At 38.9% G+C, this 19591-nt stretch carries 17 protein-coding genes; 15 read left to right on the forward strand and 2 right to left on the reverse strand.

Annotated elements, in window-relative coordinates; all coding sequences use genetic code 11:
- Window positions 1-212: 212 nt before the first annotated feature.
- From kdpA to V192_RS0110175, 9 genes are all read left to right on the forward strand, one after another.
- A complete protein-coding gene (kdpA, locus tag V192_RS0110135; RefSeq protein ID WP_025871376.1) occupies window positions 213-1895 on the forward strand; it encodes a potassium-transporting ATPase subunit KdpA in 1683 nt (560 codons plus the stop codon).
- A 19-nt stretch (window positions 1896-1914) separates the two neighbouring features.
- A complete protein-coding gene (gene kdpB / locus V192_RS0110140) occupies window positions 1915-3975 on the forward strand; it encodes a potassium-transporting ATPase subunit KdpB (RefSeq protein WP_025871378.1) in 2061 nt (686 codons plus the stop codon).
- Window positions 3976-4048: 73 nt separating this feature from the next.
- Window positions 4049-4579, forward strand: a complete 531-nt coding sequence (locus V192_RS0110145; RefSeq protein WP_025871380.1) for a potassium-transporting ATPase subunit C — start codon at window positions 4049-4051, stop codon at window positions 4577-4579.
- A 138-nt stretch (window positions 4580-4717) separates the two neighbouring features.
- Window positions 4718-7372 carry a sensor histidine kinase gene (locus V192_RS0110150; protein WP_025871382.1) on the forward strand — a complete coding sequence of 885 codons (2655 nt, stop codon included), beginning with the start codon at window positions 4718-4720 and terminating at the stop codon, window positions 7370-7372.
- A gap of 5 nt (window positions 7373-7377) precedes the next feature.
- The gene (locus V192_RS0110155; RefSeq protein ID WP_025871384.1) at window positions 7378-8064 is read left to right on the forward strand and encodes a response regulator transcription factor; all 687 of its coding nucleotides are present in this window, start codon (window positions 7378-7380) and stop codon (window positions 8062-8064) included.
- 72 nt (window positions 8065-8136) lie between these two features.
- On the forward strand, window positions 8137-9267 hold the full coding sequence (locus tag V192_RS0110160; protein WP_025871386.1) for a glycerate kinase: 1131 nt from the start codon (window positions 8137-8139) through the stop codon (window positions 9265-9267).
- A 247-nt stretch (window positions 9268-9514) separates the two neighbouring features.
- Entirely contained in the window at window positions 9515-10195 is a 681-nt protein-coding gene (locus V192_RS0110165) for an ABC transporter ATP-binding protein (RefSeq protein ID WP_025871388.1), read from the forward strand.
- Entirely contained in the window at window positions 10196-11479 is a 1284-nt protein-coding gene (locus V192_RS0110170) for an ABC transporter permease (protein ID WP_025871390.1), read from the forward strand.
- Between the two features lie 127 nt (window positions 11480-11606).
- Window positions 11607-12548 carry an NADP-dependent oxidoreductase gene (locus tag V192_RS0110175; RefSeq protein WP_025871392.1) on the forward strand — a complete coding sequence of 314 codons (942 nt, stop codon included), beginning with the start codon at window positions 11607-11609 and terminating at the stop codon, window positions 12546-12548.
- Between the two features lie 82 nt (window positions 12549-12630).
- Here V192_RS0110175 and V192_RS0110180 read toward each other — a convergent pair whose 3' ends face one another.
- Window positions 12631-13521: a LysR family transcriptional regulator gene (locus tag V192_RS0110180; RefSeq protein ID WP_025871393.1), complete on the reverse strand. Its 891-nt coding sequence runs from the start codon at window positions 13519-13521 to the stop codon at window positions 12631-12633.
- Window positions 13522-13686: 165 nt separating this feature from the next.
- Between V192_RS0110180 and V192_RS0110185 the strand changes: the two genes are divergently transcribed.
- The 6 genes from V192_RS0110185 to V192_RS0110210 all read left to right on the forward strand — a co-directional run bounded on the left by V192_RS0110185 (window position 13687) and on the right by V192_RS0110210 (window position 19223).
- A complete protein-coding gene (locus V192_RS0110185) occupies window positions 13687-14355 on the forward strand; it encodes a CoA transferase subunit A (protein WP_025871394.1) in 669 nt (222 codons plus the stop codon).
- A 2-nt stretch (window positions 14356-14357) separates the two neighbouring features.
- A complete protein-coding gene (locus V192_RS0110190) occupies window positions 14358-15038 on the forward strand; it encodes a 3-oxoacid CoA-transferase subunit B (RefSeq protein WP_035011240.1) in 681 nt (226 codons plus the stop codon).
- Window positions 15035-16225, forward strand: a complete 1191-nt coding sequence (locus tag V192_RS0110195) for an acetyl-CoA C-acetyltransferase (protein ID WP_025871396.1) — start codon at window positions 15035-15037, stop codon at window positions 16223-16225. The genes V192_RS0110190 and V192_RS0110195 overlap by 4 nt, the downstream gene beginning before the upstream one ends.
- On the forward strand, window positions 16225-17541 hold the full coding sequence (locus tag V192_RS0110200) for a GntP family permease (protein WP_025871397.1): 1317 nt from the start codon (window positions 16225-16227) through the stop codon (window positions 17539-17541). The genes V192_RS0110195 and V192_RS0110200 overlap by 1 nt, the downstream gene beginning before the upstream one ends.
- Before the next feature lie 64 nt (window positions 17542-17605).
- Window positions 17606-18376: a cyclase family protein gene (locus V192_RS0110205; RefSeq protein ID WP_025871398.1), complete on the forward strand. Its 771-nt coding sequence runs from the start codon at window positions 17606-17608 to the stop codon at window positions 18374-18376.
- A 7-nt stretch (window positions 18377-18383) separates the two neighbouring features.
- A complete protein-coding gene (locus V192_RS0110210; RefSeq protein ID WP_035011243.1) occupies window positions 18384-19223 on the forward strand; it encodes a beta-keto acid cleavage family enzyme in 840 nt (279 codons plus the stop codon).
- A 48-nt stretch (window positions 19224-19271) separates the two neighbouring features.
- Here the strand turns inward: V192_RS0110210 and V192_RS0110215 are convergent, their stop codons facing one another.
- Window positions 19272-19568: an ArsR/SmtB family transcription factor gene (locus tag V192_RS0110215; RefSeq protein WP_239644640.1), complete on the reverse strand. Its 297-nt coding sequence runs from the start codon at window positions 19566-19568 to the stop codon at window positions 19272-19274.
- Window positions 19569-19591: the final 23 nt, after the last annotated feature.

Here is a 19591-nt window from a genome sequence, read left to right on the forward strand (position 1 = left end):
CGGATGTTTTGGCTTGGAATAAATTGAAACCCCTTACCAGTATAAAGATCGTATAAAGAACCAACCCCAACTTTAACACTATCTTTATATAAAATTTGATATCCTAATCTCATCAAATGAAGGAGAGGAATTTTGATGACGATTATTACTGGAATTATCGCAGGATTACTGCTTATTTATTTATTTTACCAACTACTTTGGGGGGATCAACAGTGAGTGCAATCATTATCCAACAAGCTATCTTTTTCATCATCTTGCTCGGCCTAGCCGTTCCGTTAGGTTTTTATATCCATAAAGTGATGACCAATCAAAAAACGATCCTGACAAAAATCATTAGTCCAATCGAAACAAAAATCTATCACTTTTTAGGAACACCAGCGCAAAAAGAAATGACAGCCAAACAATATGGATCGAGCGTTTTATTTTTTAGCTTCTTTTCACTTATTATCTTGATGGCGATGCTTATGTCACAAGGTTTTTTACCATTAAATCCAGAAAACCTACCAGGAACGAGCCTATCACTTGCCTTCAATACAGCTGCTAGCTTTGTGACAAATACAAACTGGCAAGCGTATGCTGGTGAAGATACGTTATCGATCTTTACACAAGCCTTTGGGCTGACGGTTCAAAACTTTGTTTCTGCAGGTGTTGGGATTGCGGTATTATTTGTTTTACTTCGTGGGTTCACGAATCGGACAACGAAGCAGATCGGCAATTTTTGGCAAGATTTAACGAAAATCATTTTATATGTCTTGTTGCCGCTTTCTTTTGTCGCATCCTTACTATTGATTTCTCAAGGCGTTGTTCAAACCTTTGCTGGTTCAGTTGAAACGACCAGTTTAGAATTAGGTCAAAAAATCTTTTTACCCTTAGGAACAGTTGCTAGTCAAGTAGCGATCAAACAATTAGGGACAAACGGTGGAGGCTATTTTGGCGCTAACTCCGCCCATCCATTTGAAAATCCTAATTTAATCAGTAACTTTATTGAAAATATTTCCATACTCTTAATTCCAGCAGCGTTGATTGTAGCTTTCGGTCTATTTGTGAAAGATTGGAAACAAGGTAGAACGATCATGATCGTTTCACTAGGATTTTTGATTGCAGCCTTGATAGGTGTGACGTTAAGTGAATATTACGGACCGCAATTCAGTCATGTAATCGGTCAAATGAATATGGAAGGCAAAGAAACACGTTTTGGTGTTGGCTGGTCTGCTCTTTGGGCAGTTAGCACGACGGCCGCATCTAATGGTTCTATCAATGCGATGTTGGATAGTTTTACACCACTTGGTGGGTTGATTCCAATGTTCTTGATGCAGTTGGGTGAAATCATCTTTGGTGGTGCTGGCAGTGGCCTTTACGGGATGATCGTTTTCATCTTGCTAGCCATTTTTATTGCTGGTCTGTTGGTGGGAAGAACACCAGAATATTTAGGGAAAAAAATTGAACCTTTCGATATGAAAATGGCTTGTCTAGTGATTTTGACCCCATTATTGCTGACATTGCTGGGAACGATGTTGTTTATTTTGAACCCTCAAGCAATGTCATGGTTGACCAATCAAGGACCGCATGGTTTTTCTGAGGTTCTCTACGCTTTTTCTTCTTTGGCTAACAATAATGGTAGTGCTTTTGCTGGCTTAACGACTGATACGACATTCTTGAATGTATTGGGAGGGATCATTATGATTCTTTCCCGATTTATCCCGATGGTGGCTGTCATCTATTTAGCTTCCAATTTAGGGAAAAAGAAAATCGTAGCGACAGGATCAGGAACGCTATCAACTACAAACGCAACATTTGTTACGATGTTGATCATTGTGATTTTAGTCATCGGAGCCTTAAGTTTCTTGCCGTCTATGGCATTAGGACCGATTGCAGAACACTTTATGACAAAATAAAGTAAAGAAGGGGAAACCAGTGAAAAATACACAAAATAAGCGCCACGTTTATCTTGATGCAGTTCGTTCATCTTTTAAAAAGTTGGCACCAAACATTCAAATCAAAAATCCAGTCATGTTAGTTGTTTATCTGGGTGCGATTTTAACAACGATTTTATATGTGCTAACCTTTTTTGGATATACAGATGCAAAACCATTCTTTATCTTAGCCATTACTATTATTTTATGGCTAACGATTTTATTCGCTAATTTTGCTGAAGCGATCGCTGAAGGCCGCGGAAAAGCGCAAGCGGAAAGTTTAAAGCAAGCGAAAAAAGATGTCATAGCGCATAAAGTTGCTTCAATAGAAGACGCGAAAACAAAAAAATTCATGGAAATAAAATCATCAGAATTGAAAAAAGGGGATCTCGTTTATGTAGCAGTCAACGAACAAATTCCGATGGACGGTGACGTGATCGATGGTGCAGCATCTGTTGACGAAAGTGCCATCACAGGAGAATCAGCACCAGTAATCCGTGAATCTGGTGGTGACCGCAGTGCGGTTACTGGAGGTACAACGGTCGTTTCTGATTATTTAGTGATCAAAGTGACCGCTGAAAATGGCGAATCCTTCTTAGATAAAATGATTTCCATGGTTGAAGGGACCGAACGGAAAAAAACACCGAATGAAATCGGTCTGCAAATTATTTTGATCATGTTGACGATCATCTTTTTAGTTGTTTCTGCAACCTTATTGCCGTTCACCAAATTCTCAAGTGAACTTGTAGGAAACGGTTCTGCATTAGCCTTAACAACGATTATCGCATTATTGGTTTGCTTAGCACCGACGACGATCGGCGCCTTGGTTTCTTCTATTGGTATCGCTGGAATGAGCCGATTAAACAAAGAAAATGTCATTGCGATGAGTGGACGTGCAATTGAAGCCGCTGGCGATGTAGATATTTTATTATTAGATAAAACAGGAACAATCACGTTAGGTAACCGTCGCGCAAGTGAGTTTATTCCAGTCGCAGGTATCAGTGAATTTGACTTAGCCGATGCAGCTCAATTATCTTCATTAGCCGATGAAACAGCTGAAGGACGCAGTATCGTTATTCTAGCGAAAGAAAAATTTGATATTCGCGGCCGTGAATTAAATCAGGTAGAAGTCGAATTCATCGAATTTACAGCAAAAACCAGAATGAGCGGTATCAATTATCAAGGGGATGAAATCCGTAAAGGCGCAGCTGATACAATGAAAAAATATGTGGAAGAAAAAGGCAATCGCTATCCTGAAGAATGTGATACCATCGTACAGCGAGTAGCCAATGAAGGCGGCACACCTTTAGTTGTGGTTAAAAATAATCAAGTTTTCGGCGTAATCTACTTAAAAGATATCGTCAAAAATGGTGTGAAAGAAAAATTTGAAGATATGCGTAAAATGGGAATCAAAACAATCATGATCACAGGGGATAATCCAATGACAGCCGCTGCAATTGCCGCCGAGGCGGGTGTAGACGATTTTCTAGCAGAAGCAACGCCAGAAAATAAAATGAGTTTGATCCGTGATTATCAAGAAAAAGGACACTTAGTCGCAATGACAGGTGATGGCACCAATGATGCGCCGGCATTGGCTCAGGCGGATGTTGCTGTTGCCATGAATACAGGCACACAAGCGGCCAAAGAAGCTGGAAATATGATTGATCTAGATTCTAGCCCAACCAAATTGATCAGTATTGTAAAAATCGGGAAACAATTATTGATGACACGTGGTGCATTGACAACGTTTAGTATCGCTAATGATATTGCAAAATATTTTGCGATCATTCCAGTCTTGTTTTTCAGTATTTATCCAGCGTTAGATGCCTTGAACATCATGAAACTGACAAACCCAACTACAGCGATTTTATCTGCGATCATCTACAATGCTTTTATTATTGTAGCGTTGATTCCCTTAGCATTAAAAGGTGTTTCATATAAAGAAAAACCAGCAAGTAAAATTTTAAGTCACAACTTATTAGTTTATGGATTAGGCGGTGTCGTAGCACCGTTTATCGCGATTAAACTAATCGATATCGTGTTGACATTTATTTTGTATTGACGGAATAATCCAACAGTAAATGGTACACGATATTGAAAAATTGTTGCTCATTTTTTATAGGAGAAGAGGACATATGAAAAAAATAATGATTGCTTCATTAAAAAGTATTTTGATCTTTACCATACTCTGTGGAGTGGTATACACTGCAGCCGTTACAGCAGTCGGACAAGTTTTATTTCCAACTCAAGCTAACGGTAGTTTGATCAAAGAACAAAAAACGGATAACCCAGTTATCCTAGGTTCAAAATTGATTGGACAGTCTTTTACAGAAGAAAAATATTTACATGGACGCCCTGTTCAGGTCAGCCAATTATCTCCCGTTTCCAAGGAACAAAAAGCTCGTGTAGAAGAACGAGTACAAAATGCTGAGACAAAAGAAGTTCCTATTGAGCTGGTCACGGCTTCTGCCAGCGGTGTTGATCCTGAGATTTCGCTAGAAGCCGCAATGACTCAAGTGGAGCGCATCGCTGTGGCCAGAAATATGAAAAACACGCAAGTCCGTGCTATAATCAAACAAAATACTACTGGACTTAAAATCGGACTAGTTGATTCAAAACGTGTGAACGTACTAGGAGTCAATCGATTATTAGATAAGTCTGAATAACTGTTAGAAATCAGAAGTAAATGATACTCCATTTCAAGCATATTCCATTCTAAGAGGTAAACCGCTTAGAATGGAAGGTCTTAGATGTTGGCGTGAAACACTTCTGCTCTAATCTATGAATAAAGGATGGCATAACAAGTGGAAGATGAACGCTTAGATCCAGAGCACCTATTAGAAAAATGGAAGAAAAACGAACAAAGCCTGAGGTCTGGTCGACTGAAGGTTTTCTTCGGTTATGCGGCAGGAGTAGGGAAAACATATGCCATGTTAAAAGAAGCTCACGAACAACTTGCAGAAGGCAAGAGCGTTTTAGTAGGCTATGTAGAACCCCATGCTCGCCCAGAAACGGAAGCGTTAGTAGCTGGTTTACCTACATTACCAACGAAACCATACGAATATAAAGGCATCACGATCAATGAGTTTGATGTGGACGCTGCCTTAAAAGCACAAGCAGAAATTATTCTAGTCGACGAACTAGCGCATACAAATGCAATCGGTGCTAGAAATAGAAAAAGATATCAAGATATTGAAGAACTATTAAAGGCTGGTATCGATGTCTATACAACCGTTAATGTTCAACATATTGAAAGTCTAAACGACGTAGTGGAGCAAGTCACCGGCATCCATATTTCTGAAACGGTACCAGATACATTTTTTGAAACGAGTGCATTAAAAGTCGTAGATATTGAAACCGAAGAATTATTGGAGCGGTTAAAACAAGGAAAAATTTATCATTCAGAAAATGCTAAAAAAGCGATGGCTAATTTTTTTAAATCCGATAATTTAACTTTACTAAGAGGGTTAGCGATCCGCAAGGCCTCAGATCATATCAATACAACCAATCAGCAAGAAACACAAAAGAATACAGGTATCCATTCTAAATTACTAACGATCATCGATGAAAAAAATCCTGATATGACAAAAAAATGTTTGCGTTGGACCGCTCGTCTGGCTCAAGCGCTAGGTACAGAATGGATCGCCTTAGAAATTTTGGAAGATATGTCTGAGCATTCTGAGTCTGATAATTCTAAATTAGCAACAAAACTTGGTGGCGAAGTGGTCACCTTAGAAAGTGACAATCAACGAGAAACGATCATTCAATATGTAAAAATGCGTGGTGTGACAGATCTCGTAATGGGCAAGGTCATCAAGCGCTCGCGTTTTATCCGTCTGTATCGACCAGATTTAGAAGACGAACTTGTTTCCTTTATTCCAGATGTGGATATTCATTTAGTTCCTTATCAATCATCTAAGTATTTATTAAACAACTATACTACTAAGAAAAAGAATTTGAAAAGTATTTTTACATGGAAAGATTTTTATATGACCTTAGGGTTGTTGGCCATCGCTACACTGCTATCTGAGTTAGGTTCCTATTATCATATTGGGGATCAAAATTTGATTTTGATTTATATTTTGTTTGTTTTGCTGGTGGCCCGGGTAACCACAGGATATTTATGGGCAGCTTTAGCCTCAATTGCCAGTGTATTGATGTTCAATTGGTTTTTTGTAGAGCCGCTTTATTCACTGACGGTGTACAAACAAGGCTATCCAGTGACGCTGATCTTTATGCTTTTAGTGGCATTATTGGTCAGCAATTTGATGATGCAGATCAAAAAACAAGCCTTTTATGCAATGAAACGTGAACATCAGCTAGAAATCTTATATGAACTGAATAAAAAGTACCTAGTGACCCATGATCAAAAAGAAATCTTGTCGACAACCGCTGAATATTTATCAAATATGTTGGATCGAGAAGTAGTTTTGTATGGCGAACAAGAAGTGAAAAATCCCGTGGGAGCGCCAATTAAAGGACCATTAAGAAGTCTAGAAGAGCTAGCTGTTGCTAATTGGGTTTTTGTAAATCAAAAAGAAGCAGGCTATGGGACAGATACATTGATGGGAGCGAAAGCTCTTTATTTACCTGTGTTATCAAATGGCGTTACATTAGCTGTGATCGGAATCGAAAAAAGCAAAGAAAATCCAATCACAGATGAAATCATCAGCTTTTTAGAATTGATTTCTACTCAACTTTCTCTGGCAATCGAACAAAATAAATTAACGTCAGAGCGTCAGCAAATTTTATTTGAAAGTGAAAAAGAACGGATGCGTGGGAATTTATTACGAGCAATTTCTCATGATTTGCGTACACCTTTGACTGGGATTTCTGGTTCAGTTGAAACGATTCTAAATGATCGTGAAACTGCAAAACTTCCAGAAGAAACCAAGCGTAAACTCCTTACAGGGATCAAAGAGGATGCAGATTGGCTAATTCGGATGGTTGAAAACTTACTATCAATTACTCGTATCAATGAAGAGACCATGAAGGTTGCAAAAAGCAAAGAAGCCGCAGAAGAAGTGGTTTCTACAGCTATTCAGCGCATCAGAAAAAGTTATCCAGATAGTGAAATCAATGTAACTTTACCAGAGGAGTTTGTGCTAGTACCGATGGACTCGATCTTAATCGAGCAAGTGCTATTTAACTTGATGGAAAATGCAATTAGACATTCAAATAGTGATTCTGCAATTTTTGTGACTGTTTCTTTAAATGAAAAAGAAATCACATTTGAAATAGCTGATCAAGGAAAGGGTTTGACCGCAGAGCAACTCAAACTGTTGTTTAGCGGGATGACCAAACAAAGTACGCCAGTGGATTCTAAGAGCGGAATGGGAATTGGTTTATCTATTGTAAAAACGATCATCATGGCACACGACGGAACGCTGACTGCTGGGAATAGACCTCAAGGAGGAGCGAGTTTTACATTCACTTTACCACTGGAGCGAAAGGAGTAGAGAAAATGGCGACGATTTTGATTATTGAAGATGATGATGTGATTGCTGAATTTATGGGGGCAGTTTTAGAAAAAGAGAAGCATACGATCCACTTAGCGCATTCAGCGTTAGAGGGCTTATCGACATTTCGGATGTGGACGATGGATTTGATTTTACTTGATTTAGGCTTGCCAGACCAAGATGGGATCGAAGTCTTGAAGAAAATCCGCGAAACATCCTCGATACCAATTATTATTATTTCAGCCCGTGATCATGAAAATAATAAGGTCGAAGCGCTGGATCTGGGTGCAGATGATTACATTACAAAACCCTTTGGCACACCTGAATTGCTTGCTAGAATTAGAACAGCCTTAAGGCACGCTACAAATAATGCCAGTCCTGAAACGGAACTGAAGAAAGTCACTAATGGGGATTTATGCATCGATATAGAACATCACACCGTCAGTAAACAAGGGCGAGTGATCCATCTAACACCTAACGAATATAAGATCATCCAAGTTCTTGGTGAAAATATTGGAAAAGTACTGACACATACTTACATTTCTCAAAAAGTTTGGGGACCGTACAGTAATGAAAGCCAAACACTTCGAGTCAATATGTCAAATATTCGCAAGAAAATCGAGGATAATCCGGTTGAACCAGAGTATATTTTAACAGAAATCGGGATTGGGTATCGCATGTTGGAAAAATAGCGTGAATCACATGCTGAAGATCAAAGAGTGGTAAAATAAGGAGTATCAATGTAGATAGACGGAGGGGAGAAAATGAATATTGTCACAGCTATTGACTCTATGAAAGGCTCGTTATCCAGTATTGAAGCGAATCAAATTGTTGCAAAGATCTTTAAGGAACAAGGACATGCAGTGAAAGAAGTAGCTATCGCAGATGGTGGTGAAGGAACGGTCACAGCTGTTGTAAAAAATGGCGCCGGGCAGAAAATATCTGCACAAGTAAAAGCGTTAGATGGACAGCTAGTCACAGTTGATTTTGGCTGGTTTGACTCAGAAAAATTAGCTGTGATCGAATCCGCCTCAGCTTCAGGGATTCACTATTTAGACGGAACGGAAAAGACCCATCCTTCAAATACGTCTTCTTATGGTACAGGAGAGCTGATTTTGGCAGCCATGGATCAAGGGGCTAAAACGATTGTTATCGGATTGGGCGGAACAGGGACAGTCGATGGTGGAATTGGTTTATTAAGTGCTTTAGGGCTTAGATTTTTTGATCAAGCGGGACAACTATTGCCAGCTAAAGGAAGCAGCTTAGAAAAAATCACTCATTTTTCAGATGAATGTTTGGACCCACGTTTGGCAGAAATCACTTTTTTGATTGCATCTGATGTCACGAGCCCATTATTAGGTGATTCAGGGGCCGTTTACATGTTTGGCCGCCAAAAAGGTTTAACAGAAAATGAAGTAGACAGATATGAATGTGGCATGAAGAACTATCAAGAAGTAGTGAGCGGAACCTTAAATTCTTTTGTAGGAGATGGTGCAGCTGGGGGATTGGGCTTTGCTATCAGAGTGTTTCTAAAAGGAACCGTGCACTCCGGGTTTGAGTTTATTTCAGCACAAGTAGATTTAGAAAATGCAATCAAACACGCTGATTTAGTCATTACTGGCGAAGGGCAGATGGATGATCAAAGCCTTCAAGGAAAAGTCCCGATTGGAATTGGCCGGATTGCCCAAAAATATAATGTACCAGTGATCGCATTCGTAGGTAGTTTTAAGGGGGACCAAAGACGATTCAGTGAAGAAGGCGTTTCAGTGGTCATCCCCATCATTGATCATATAACAACATTGGATGAAGCGATGAGCGAAGCCAAAACAAACTTAGAAAAATCAGTGAAGCGTACATTAGATATATTAGTACTGATGAAAGAATCTGAGAAATAGTTCAATTTATTTTTGTTATAAAAAGTAATATAAAACAACACTTGTTAGCGCTAACAGCTGATGGGTGTTGTTTTTTATCCATCTTAAGTCCGTAAAATATAGGTCTTAGGTACCATGACAAGTTCGTTGAATTACCGCAAAATAGTAAGAGAAAGAAGCAGGAAGGAGTAAATGAAAAAGAAAAATTAGGTTTGTAAAATAACAATGGAATGTGTAACAAAGTGATAGAATTAATGGAGGGGAAAGCATGTCTGTAATTGAAGCAAGAAACATAAAGAAAAGCTACGGCCGTAATGAATCAAAATTTGATGCATTAAAAGGCGTGGATTTAAAAATAGAAGAAGGTGAATCGGTTGCGATCATCGGAAAAAGTGGATCAGGTAAATCGACCTTTATGCATATTTTAGCATTACTAGATAAACCGACATCTGGTGAAATTTTACTGAATAACCAAGATGTAACGAGTATTGGTAAAAAAGAATTAGACAAGACAAGAAACAAACAGTTTGGATTTGTGTTTCAGCAATTTTTCATGAATTCGAAAGATACAGTACTAAATAATGTCATGTTACCACTAAAAATCGGTGGTATTTCAAATGGTAAACGCAAAGAAATGGCACTTGAAGCGCTAAAAGCGGTTGAATTAGACGATAAAATCAATAACAAAGCCAACAATCTATCTGGTGGTCAAAAGCAACGAGTGTGTATTGCGCGAGCGTTGGTCAATAATCCTAAAATCATTTTTGCAGATGAACCAACAGGAAATCTAGATTCAACCACAGGGGATAAAATCGAGCAGCTATTATTTGATTTAAATAAAGAAAAAGGGATCACACTGATCATCGTCACTCATGATCCAGAACTTGCCGCACGTTGTGATCGTCAAATCCATGTGCGTGACGGATTAATTGTAGGAGGGGACGAGTAGATGAAATTTAGTGATATTTTAAAATCAGCTAGTTCAAATTTAATGCGCAATAAAGGGCGGACGATATTAACGATCGTAGCCATTTTTATAGGAGCCTTTACCATTTCGCTGACAACAGGTGTTAATATTGGGGTCAATGATTATATTGATAAACAAGTTGGCAGTGTTGGTGGAGAAAATCAAATCATGATCCAACCTAAAATGACTGGTGGACCAAGTGAAGATGGCGAGCCACAAAAATATGATGAAGACAAAAAAACAAGCTCGATGCAGCAACAAGAAGCATTAGATAGCAAAGATCTTGATAAAATCAAAGCGATCAAAGGAATCGAAAATGCAGAAGCAATGCAATCTGTTGCGATAAGTTATATTTCGGGAAAGAATAACGAAAAATATGTCTTTTCTGCAATGCCGATTCTAGAGGAATTAAGTGTCGATCTTGAAGCAGGGAAGGCAGCAGATCAAAATAGTTCAGAGTTTCAAATCAATTTAGCACCAGAGTATGTAAAAGCTTTAGGTTACAAATCAAGCGAAGAAGCCATTGGTAAAACAGTTAAAATTGCGGCACCTTCTACTGCTACTGGAGAAGAAAAAGTAGTTGAAGCGACTATTGTTGGTGTACGTAATACGAGCTTGATCCAAGGCGGAATGTCTCTTTTGAACCGTTCACTTGTTGATGAAATCTCAAAAATCAACGAAGAAGGATTACCAGAAACGATGACTGGACAATACGGTTTGATCATGGGTGAAATGAGTAAAGATGTAACAAAAGCAGAAATCGCTGATGTAAAAGAACGTTTAGATAAAGCAGGTTATGCGGGACAAACCGTTGAAGACCAAATCGGCATGATCAGAAACGTGATCAATGCGATCACAGGTGTTTTAACAATGTTTGGTGCCATTGCGTTATTAGCTGCAAGTTTTGGGATCATCAACACATTGTATATGTCAGTCCAAGAACGTACGAGAGAAATTGGCTTGATGAAAGCGATGGGACTTAGCAGCGGCAAAGTCTTCACGATTTTCAGTGTGGAAGCAGCGTTGATCGGATTTTTAGGTTCCCTTTTAGGTATTTTAGGGGCAGTTGGTGCAGGTGCGTTGATCAATCAAATTGCAGCTGACTCATTCTTGAAATCATTAACCGGCTTTACCTTGATCCAATTTTCAGCCTCTTCATCTGCAGTGATCATTCTAGTCATCATGGGAATCGCATTCCTTGCAGGAACATTGCCAGCTAGAAGAGCAGCGAAATTAGATCCAATTGAGTCATTACGTTATGAATAAACGTTAAACGATGAGAACAAAGCATTTATTGCTTTGTTCTTATTTTTGTAAGCATATTTTTTACCTAAATAAACGATAAGGAGTATACTAAATGCACATTTAGTTGAAAAATGGAGGAATCATAACTATGAAAGCAGTAGTCATCAATCAATATGGCAGTAAAGAAGAATTAACCGAACAAGACGTGACCTTACCTGAATTGAAAGAACATCAAGTACTTGTCAAAGAGCATGCAACATCGATCAATCCGATCGACTGGAAATTAAGAGAAGGCTATTTAAAACAAATGTTTGACTGGCCGTTCCCAATTATTTTAGGGTGGGATGTCGCTGGTGTTATCACAGAAGTCGGTAGTGCCGTGACTGACTGGAAAGTTGGCGATAAAGTTTTCGCTCGTCCGGAAACAACACGTTTTGGAACGTATGCAGAAGAAACGATCGTTGATGATAACTTATTAGCGAAAATTCCAGACAACATCAGCTTTGAAGAAGCAGCGGCTGTTCCTTTAGCTGGATTAACAGCGTTACAAGCACTTTTTGATCATGGAAAACTTCAAAAAGGTGAAAAAGTCTTGATCCATGCTGGAGCTGGTGGTGTAGGAACGTATGCGATCCAATTAGCGAAACAAGCTGGGGCTTATGTCATTACGACTGCTAGCGAAAAAAATCATGAATTACTTAAAAAGCTAGGGGCAGATGAAGTGATCGATTATCATACGACAAACTTTGCTGACGTGTTAACAGATATTGATCTAGTCTTTGATACGATGGGTGGCGATGTCCAAAAAGCAAGTTTCTCTGTGCTAAAACCAAATACAGGCCGTTTAATTTCAATCGTTGGGATTGCGGACGAAGCGTTGGCTAAAGAAAAAAATATTACAGCTGAAAGCATCTGGCTTCAAACAAATGGAAAACAATTACAAGAAATTGCAGATTTAATGGCTTCTGGCAAAGTGATCTCAGTTGTTGGTGAAGTTTTCCCATTTTCTAGACAAGGTGTTTATGATGCGCATGCCTTGAGTGAAACGCATCATGCAGTTGGGAAAATCGTTGTGAAAATGGCCGATTAGGCTGCTTTTTCAACTATTCATTTGGATTCAAAGGGACTTAGACATAACTCAAGGAGTTACGTCTAAGTCCCTTTTTTAATGTTTACACTTTTGAAAAATAGTCTAAAATACTACTTAAAACAAATTTTTCCACATTCAAATAATTTTTTTTCTTCTGTCTACAAACCGTTACTTTCCACGACAACGGATGATGCATTCGGACTGCCCTATAATCTCTTTCTTGGATAAAATCCTTAACTGGAGCAGGTAAAATGGTCAAAAATGGTGTATCAAATGTTGTTTTTAACAATAGATCCCAGGCCCCAGATTGAATTTTGACTGCTGGTTTTAAATTTAATTTTTCAAAATAGCTCATAACCAGATGATGAATCATAAACGTATCATTAAATAATGCCAACGGCTCTTTGGCTAGTTCCTCCCAAGAAATAAATTCCTGTTCAGCGTACTTGTTGTTGATACTCATGAATGCATATAATTCGTCTTCGACTAAAGTATGTTCTTCAATATTTGTTAGTTCGGTCGGCTGCAGCAAGATCGCTAAATCAATTTCATTCACCAACAGCATCTTTTTCAATTCATAAGCTCCTTCTTCAATAATATTGATTTTAATCTCTGGGTGCTCAAGAATAAATTTAGATAAAAAATTAGCAAAAACTAATGAAAGAATCAATGGAGGAATCCCAATCGTGATAGTGCCTTTCAAAAAGCGATTTTTCTCTTCCAATTGCTTCATCATTTCTTCATACGTGGTAATAACTTCAAGGGCCTGTTCATAAAACATTTCGCCAACGGTCGTTAATGAGGATAGCTTCCCTTGATTGCGGACGAATAATTCTACGTTTTCTTCTTCTTCAAACGTCTTGATCATTTTACTCAATGCTGGTTGGGACAGATGGATTTTCTTTGCGGCAGCAGATAAATTATTATCTGAATCAACGATCGTAACGAAGTATTTCAATTGTTTAATATCCAAAATAAATGCCCTCCAAAAAGTGTTTCTTTTTACTAACTATTTTATACCTATAACTTTAACATATAGGTGATATGAAAATAAAGTCTTAGACATAGATCGATAGAATGATATTATAGAGCTATGAAAGAAATGCAACCGTTTTATTTTAAGTTGTTGGAGGTAGTTATGAAAAGGATAAATAAAGAAGAATTGATAAATTATATTCATACCGGTGACACAATTATGATTGGAGGATTTATGTCTGTTGGGATTCCTGAGACTGCTATCGATCAACTTGTTCAAACGGATATTGAAAATTTAACGATCATAGCAAATGATACGGGGGTTTTAGCTGGAGAAGATCAGAGTAACCTTGGTGTCGGTCATTTATTATTGCATCGAAAAGTTGACAAAGTTATTGCTTCTCATATCGGGATGAATGCAGAAACAGGACGACAAATGATCAGTGAAGAAATAGCTGTAGAGTTGATTCCTCAAGGAACACTGGCTGAAAAAATCCATGCTGGTGGCTCTGGCTTAGGTGGTTTTTTAACCCCAACAGGCGTTGGAACGATTGTTGAAGAGGGCAAAGAAATAATCGAGATCGATGGCCGAAAGTATCTTTTAGAAATGCCGCTTAAAGCAGATGTAGCATTGATCAAAGCACATAAGGCAGACGAGTTAGGCAATCTTGTTTACCAACAAGCAGCCCGTAATTTTAATCCTGTCATGGCACTTGCTGCTGACACTGTGATTGTAGAAGTCGATGAAATCGTAAAAGCTGGTGAATTAGACCCAGAAGCAATCGTTACACCGTTTGTAGTTATTGATAAAATTTTGGTGAAGGAGCAGTAGTCATGCAGCAGAAACAGTTGTCATTAAAAGAAAAAATTACCCAAAGAGTCGCACAAGAATTAAAGGATGGCGACGTTGTCAATTTAGGGATTGGGATGCCTACACTAGTTTCAAATTATATTGATCCTGATATCACCGTTTTTCTGCAATCGGAAAATGGCGTGGTGGGTATCGACAAGCCTTCTGAAAATCAAGAAACATCAACCTTAGTCAATGCTGGTGGGGCGCCAGCAGGAATTATCAAAGGCGGCGCGTTTATTGATAGTTTAACATCATTTTCACTGATTCGAGGTGGACATATCGATATCACCGTTTTAGGCGGACTACAAGTAGATCAAAAAGGGAATTTAGCCAATTGGATGATTCCAGGAAAGTTAATTCCAGGAATGGGTGGTGCAATGGACCTTGTTGCAGGCGCTAAAAAAGTGATTATTGCAATGGAGCATACAACGAAGAAGAATGAGGCGAAAATCCTAAAAGAATGTTTATTGCCACTGACAGCAAGTGGTGTGGTATCGATGATCGTTACAGAGCTAGCCGTTTTTGAATTTATCGAGGGACAATTAACCTTGATCGAACTTTGCGACGGAAGTACTTTAAAGGAGATCAAAGCAAAAACAGAGGCTGATTTTGCTATCAGCACGTCATTGCTTGAGGAAAAAGGAGAGGGAGTTGTTTTATGAAAGAAGTCGTGATCGTATCCGCAATGAGGACCCCAATTGGGAGCTTCGGCGGTTCACTTGCACAATTTTCAGCTGTTGATTTAGGTGTCAAGGCAGTGGAAGGAGTCCTTGAAAAAGCAGGTATTGCCAAAGAATTGATTGAAGAAGTGATTATCGGTAATGTTTTATCAGCGGGTAAAGGTCAAAATGTTGCTCGTCAAATTGCTGTAAATGCGGGTATTCCTTTCACTGTTCCTGCATCGACTGTGGGTAATGTGTGTGGTTCGGGGCTAAAAGCTGTGATCAATGGCGCCCAAGCAATTTTGTCAGGAGATCGGGAAGTTGTGTTAGTGGGCGGTAGTGAAAGCATGAGTCAGGCAGGCTATGTTTCATCTGATAGCCGTTGGGGGTTACGAATGGGTCATGGTCAGTTAACGGATACGATTTTATCCGATGGGTTGACGGATGCTTTTTCTGGGATTCATATGGGCATCACCGCTGAGAATTTGGCGGTGCAATTTAACATTACACGAGCAGAACAAGATGCGTTTGCGTTAAGTAGTCAGGAAAAAGCCTTAAAAGCAATTGAGGAACATGCCTTTGACGAACAGATCGTTCCGATAACGATCCCTAGAAAAAAACAGGACCCTTTGATCATGATGGCAGATGAAGGACCTCGAGCTGGGTTATCTATTGAAAAGTTAGGTCAATTAAAATCAGCCTTCAAAGAACAAGGAACGGTTACAGCAGGCAATGCATCAGGCATTAATGACGGTGCTGCGATGATGCTCTTAATGAGTAAAGAAAAAGCAGAATTACTTGGTATTTCCTACATGGCAACAATCAAAGGCTATGCGTTTGAAGGGGTAGATCCAACAATCATGGGCTATGGACCTGTAGTTTCAACAAAAAAAGTACTACAAAAAACAGGACTGACAATTGAAGCAATTGATTTAGTTGAGTCAAATGAAGCATTTGCTGCACAATCGTTGACTGTTGCAAAAGAACTAAATTTAGATTTAGAAAAAACGAATATTCACGGCGGTGCGATCGCTTTAGGCCATCCAATCGGCGCTTCAGGAGCCAGAATTTTAACGACTTTATTGTATGGATTAGAGGAGACACAATCAAAAATGGGCTTGGCAACACTGTGTGTTGGCGGCGGTATGGGTGTGTCGATGATTGTTGAAAGAAGGGAGTCTAGATAATGGACATTTTGGCAATTGTTGGAGTTATATTTGCTACTGGATTGATCATTTATCTGTCACTCAAAGGTGTGAATATTTTAGTGATTTCCCCTTTGTGCGCGTTGCTTGTAATGTTGACGAACCAGATGCCGATTTTGGATAGTCTGTTAAAAGGACCCAATTCTTATATGGGCGGCTTATCTGGATTTGTTGCCTCTTTCTTTATTATTTTCCTGCTGGGATCAGTTTTGGCAAAATACATTGAAGAAAGTGGTGCCGCAAACTCCATCGCAAATGGTATTCTAAAATTAACAGGAACTGAAAAACCGTATTCTGTATTAGTAGCTATTTTTCTAATGAGCTTATTATTGACATACGGTGGTGTGAGCCTGTTTGTGGTGCTTTTTGCAGTCGTTCCTTTAGCTAGAAACTTGTTTGAAAAACTAAATATTCCTTGGCGCTTGATCATCACTCCATATTTTCTTGGCGTTGCGACTGTCACGATGACCATGATGCCAGGAACCCCGGCTATTCAAAATGTTATTCCTACAATGACATTAGGGACAACACTAACGGCGGCACCAATGTTAGGAATTGTAGCATCGATCGTTGTAACGATCTGGGGTTTATGGTGTATGAAAAGAGAACTGAAAACGGCCTTGAATAATGGTGAAACATTCGATCCAAAATATTCAAAAAAAGAAGATCAAAAAGAACAGAAAAATAGTCCAAGTTTATTTTTAAGTTTGCTTCCTTTAGTCACATTGATCATCATCATTTTTGTTGGAAGCTTCCTTAAAATCGGAAATATCATTATACCGGCTTTGACAGTATCGATCATTGTTTCTGGTCTTGCCTTTCATAAATATATAGACAGTCATAAGCAAGTGTTGAATTTAGGTGCTACGGGCGCAGTTTCACCAACGATTTTTTCAGCGTCAGCAGTTGGTTTTGGATCTGTAGTCGCTTCGGCAGCAGGCTTTCAAACGATTTTAGCAGGTATTCAAAGTATTCCAGGGAATCCTTTGCTTAGTTTATCGATTTTAACTGGTGCAATGGCTGGTGTAACAGGTTCCTCTTCGGGTGCTTTAGGTATTGTGATGAATAATTTTGTTCAGCCTTATGTGGACATGGGGATTGATCCTGCAATTATTCACCGGATGTCTGCCATTGCTTCAGGCGTATTGACTTGTTTACCGCAATGCGGTGCGCTGTTGTCAATGTATGCTCTGACCGGTTTGACACATAAAGAAACCTATAAAAATTTATTTATTTCTGTAGTAGTAGGAAGTTTTATCGCGTTTATCGCAGCATTTATTTTAGCTGTTTTATTTTAGTAAAAGGAAGTATCTTTGGGCGCACGAGCTAGTCATTACGCTTTTAAAATAAGGAGGAAACAACATGAAATTTATCGATTTAAGTACAACTATTGAAAGTGATTTGCCATCTGATCCAGTGGGGATGATCCCTGAGATCAAATACAAGGATCATAAGGACAGCATCGATTATATGCTGAGCTTTTTCGGAACCGCAACAACAGAAGATCTTCCAGAAGGGTTAGCTTGGGCATTAGAAGATGTTTCTTTGACTACGCATGCGGGAACGCATTTAGATGCACCGTATCATTATCACCCAACAATGAATAATGGCCAAAGAGCTTGGACAATTGACGAAGTTCCTTTAGAATGGTGTTATGGCGATGGTGTAGTAGTTGATTTTACGGACAAACCTGATGGATCTGCCGCTACGATCGAAGATTTTGAAAAAGAGTTTGCACGCTTAAACTATACATTGAAACCTGGGGATATCGTTTTAGTCAATACAGGTGCGTCAAAAAAATGGGGGACGATCGATTATCTTTCAGCAGGGTGTGGCATGGGTCGTGAGGTTACTTTGTGGCTGATCGATCAAGGGATTCATGTGATGGGAACCGATGCTTGGAGTTGGGATCGACCACTGAAAATCGTTGGGAAAGAATTTGATGAAACAGGCGATAAAAGTATTATTTGGGAAGGGCATTTTGCTGGTATTGAAAAAGCATATTGCCATATAGAAAAACTGGCAAATCTAGATCAAGTACCAGCAACAGGATTTAAATTCAGTTGTTTCCCTGTAAAATTAAAAGCAGCAAGCGCAGGCTGGATTAGAGCTGTCGCAATGATTGAGGAATAGAAAGGCTTTGATAAAATTGAAAAATAAAGTAATCATTACAGTTGCTACTACAGGCGGCTATACAACAAAAGAACATAACCCTAATGTCCCATTGACTCCTATGGAAATTGCAGAAGAAGTCTATAAATGTTACCAAGCAGGAGCAGCAATTGCTCATATTCATGTCAGAGATGACGAGGGTAACCCTACGATGGATTTTGAGAAATTCAAAGAAACAGTCGATTTGATCAGAGCAAAATGTGATATTGTTATCAACATCACGACTTCTGGCGGTACAGGATTTAATGATGATGAACGAATGAAACCATTTGTTGAATTATTACCTGAAATCGCAAGCTATGATTGCGGGACGATGAATTGGCAGCATACGACTGTATTTGAAAACAATCCACTATTTTTAGAAAAACTAGGGAAAAAAATGCAGGAAGTCAATGTTAAACCAGAAATTGAAGTATTTGATCCTGGTATGCTGTACAATGCACTATATTATGCCAAAAAAGGGATTCTTACAGAACCGCTTCATTTTCAATTTGTATTAGGAGCACCTGGTGGGATTGCGGCAACAGTCGAAAATCTAGTCTATCTAAAAAGTTTACTGCCGGAAAATGCTACATGGAGCGCTTTTGGTATCGGTAAAGAAAGCACACCGATTCTAATGACAACATTAGCGCTTGGTGGACATGTTCGGGTCGGCATGGAAGATAATAGTTATCTATTTAAAGGCCAGTTAGCGAAATCAAATGTTGAGTTTGTAGAGCGGGCAAAAACGTTGATCGCTGAATTAGGGAAAGAAGTTGCTACGCCTGATGAAGCAAGAGCAGCATTAGGTCTTACGAAAAAAGTTTAATCCGAAACAAATAAACCATCATCGACAAAATAATCTGTTGATGATGGCTTATTTGTTTGCTTTTCCTGCCCTGAAGCGGACCAATTCTAATAGTCCAGGTAATTCTTGCTGGATGTAGTCTTGATTTAAAACATAGGTCTTAGTGGTCCCTGTCTTGATTTCTTGAATCAATTGAGCATCTTTAAGGAGTTTTATATGGTGAGATAAGGTAGATTTTACAATATTGTATTTTTCTGACGTTATCCTTTTCTCACCGTCGATCAGCAAACAAGTAACGATATTCAAACGGATCGGATCACTAACGGCTTGCAGTGCTTGAAGAACAGGATCATTGTTGTTAGTCATTTTATTTTTCATAAACCGATTAT

The organism is Enterococcus crotali (genome assembly GCF_000633635.1).
Classification (GTDB): domain Bacteria; phylum Bacillota; class Bacilli; order Lactobacillales; family Enterococcaceae; genus Enterococcus_L; species Enterococcus_L crotali.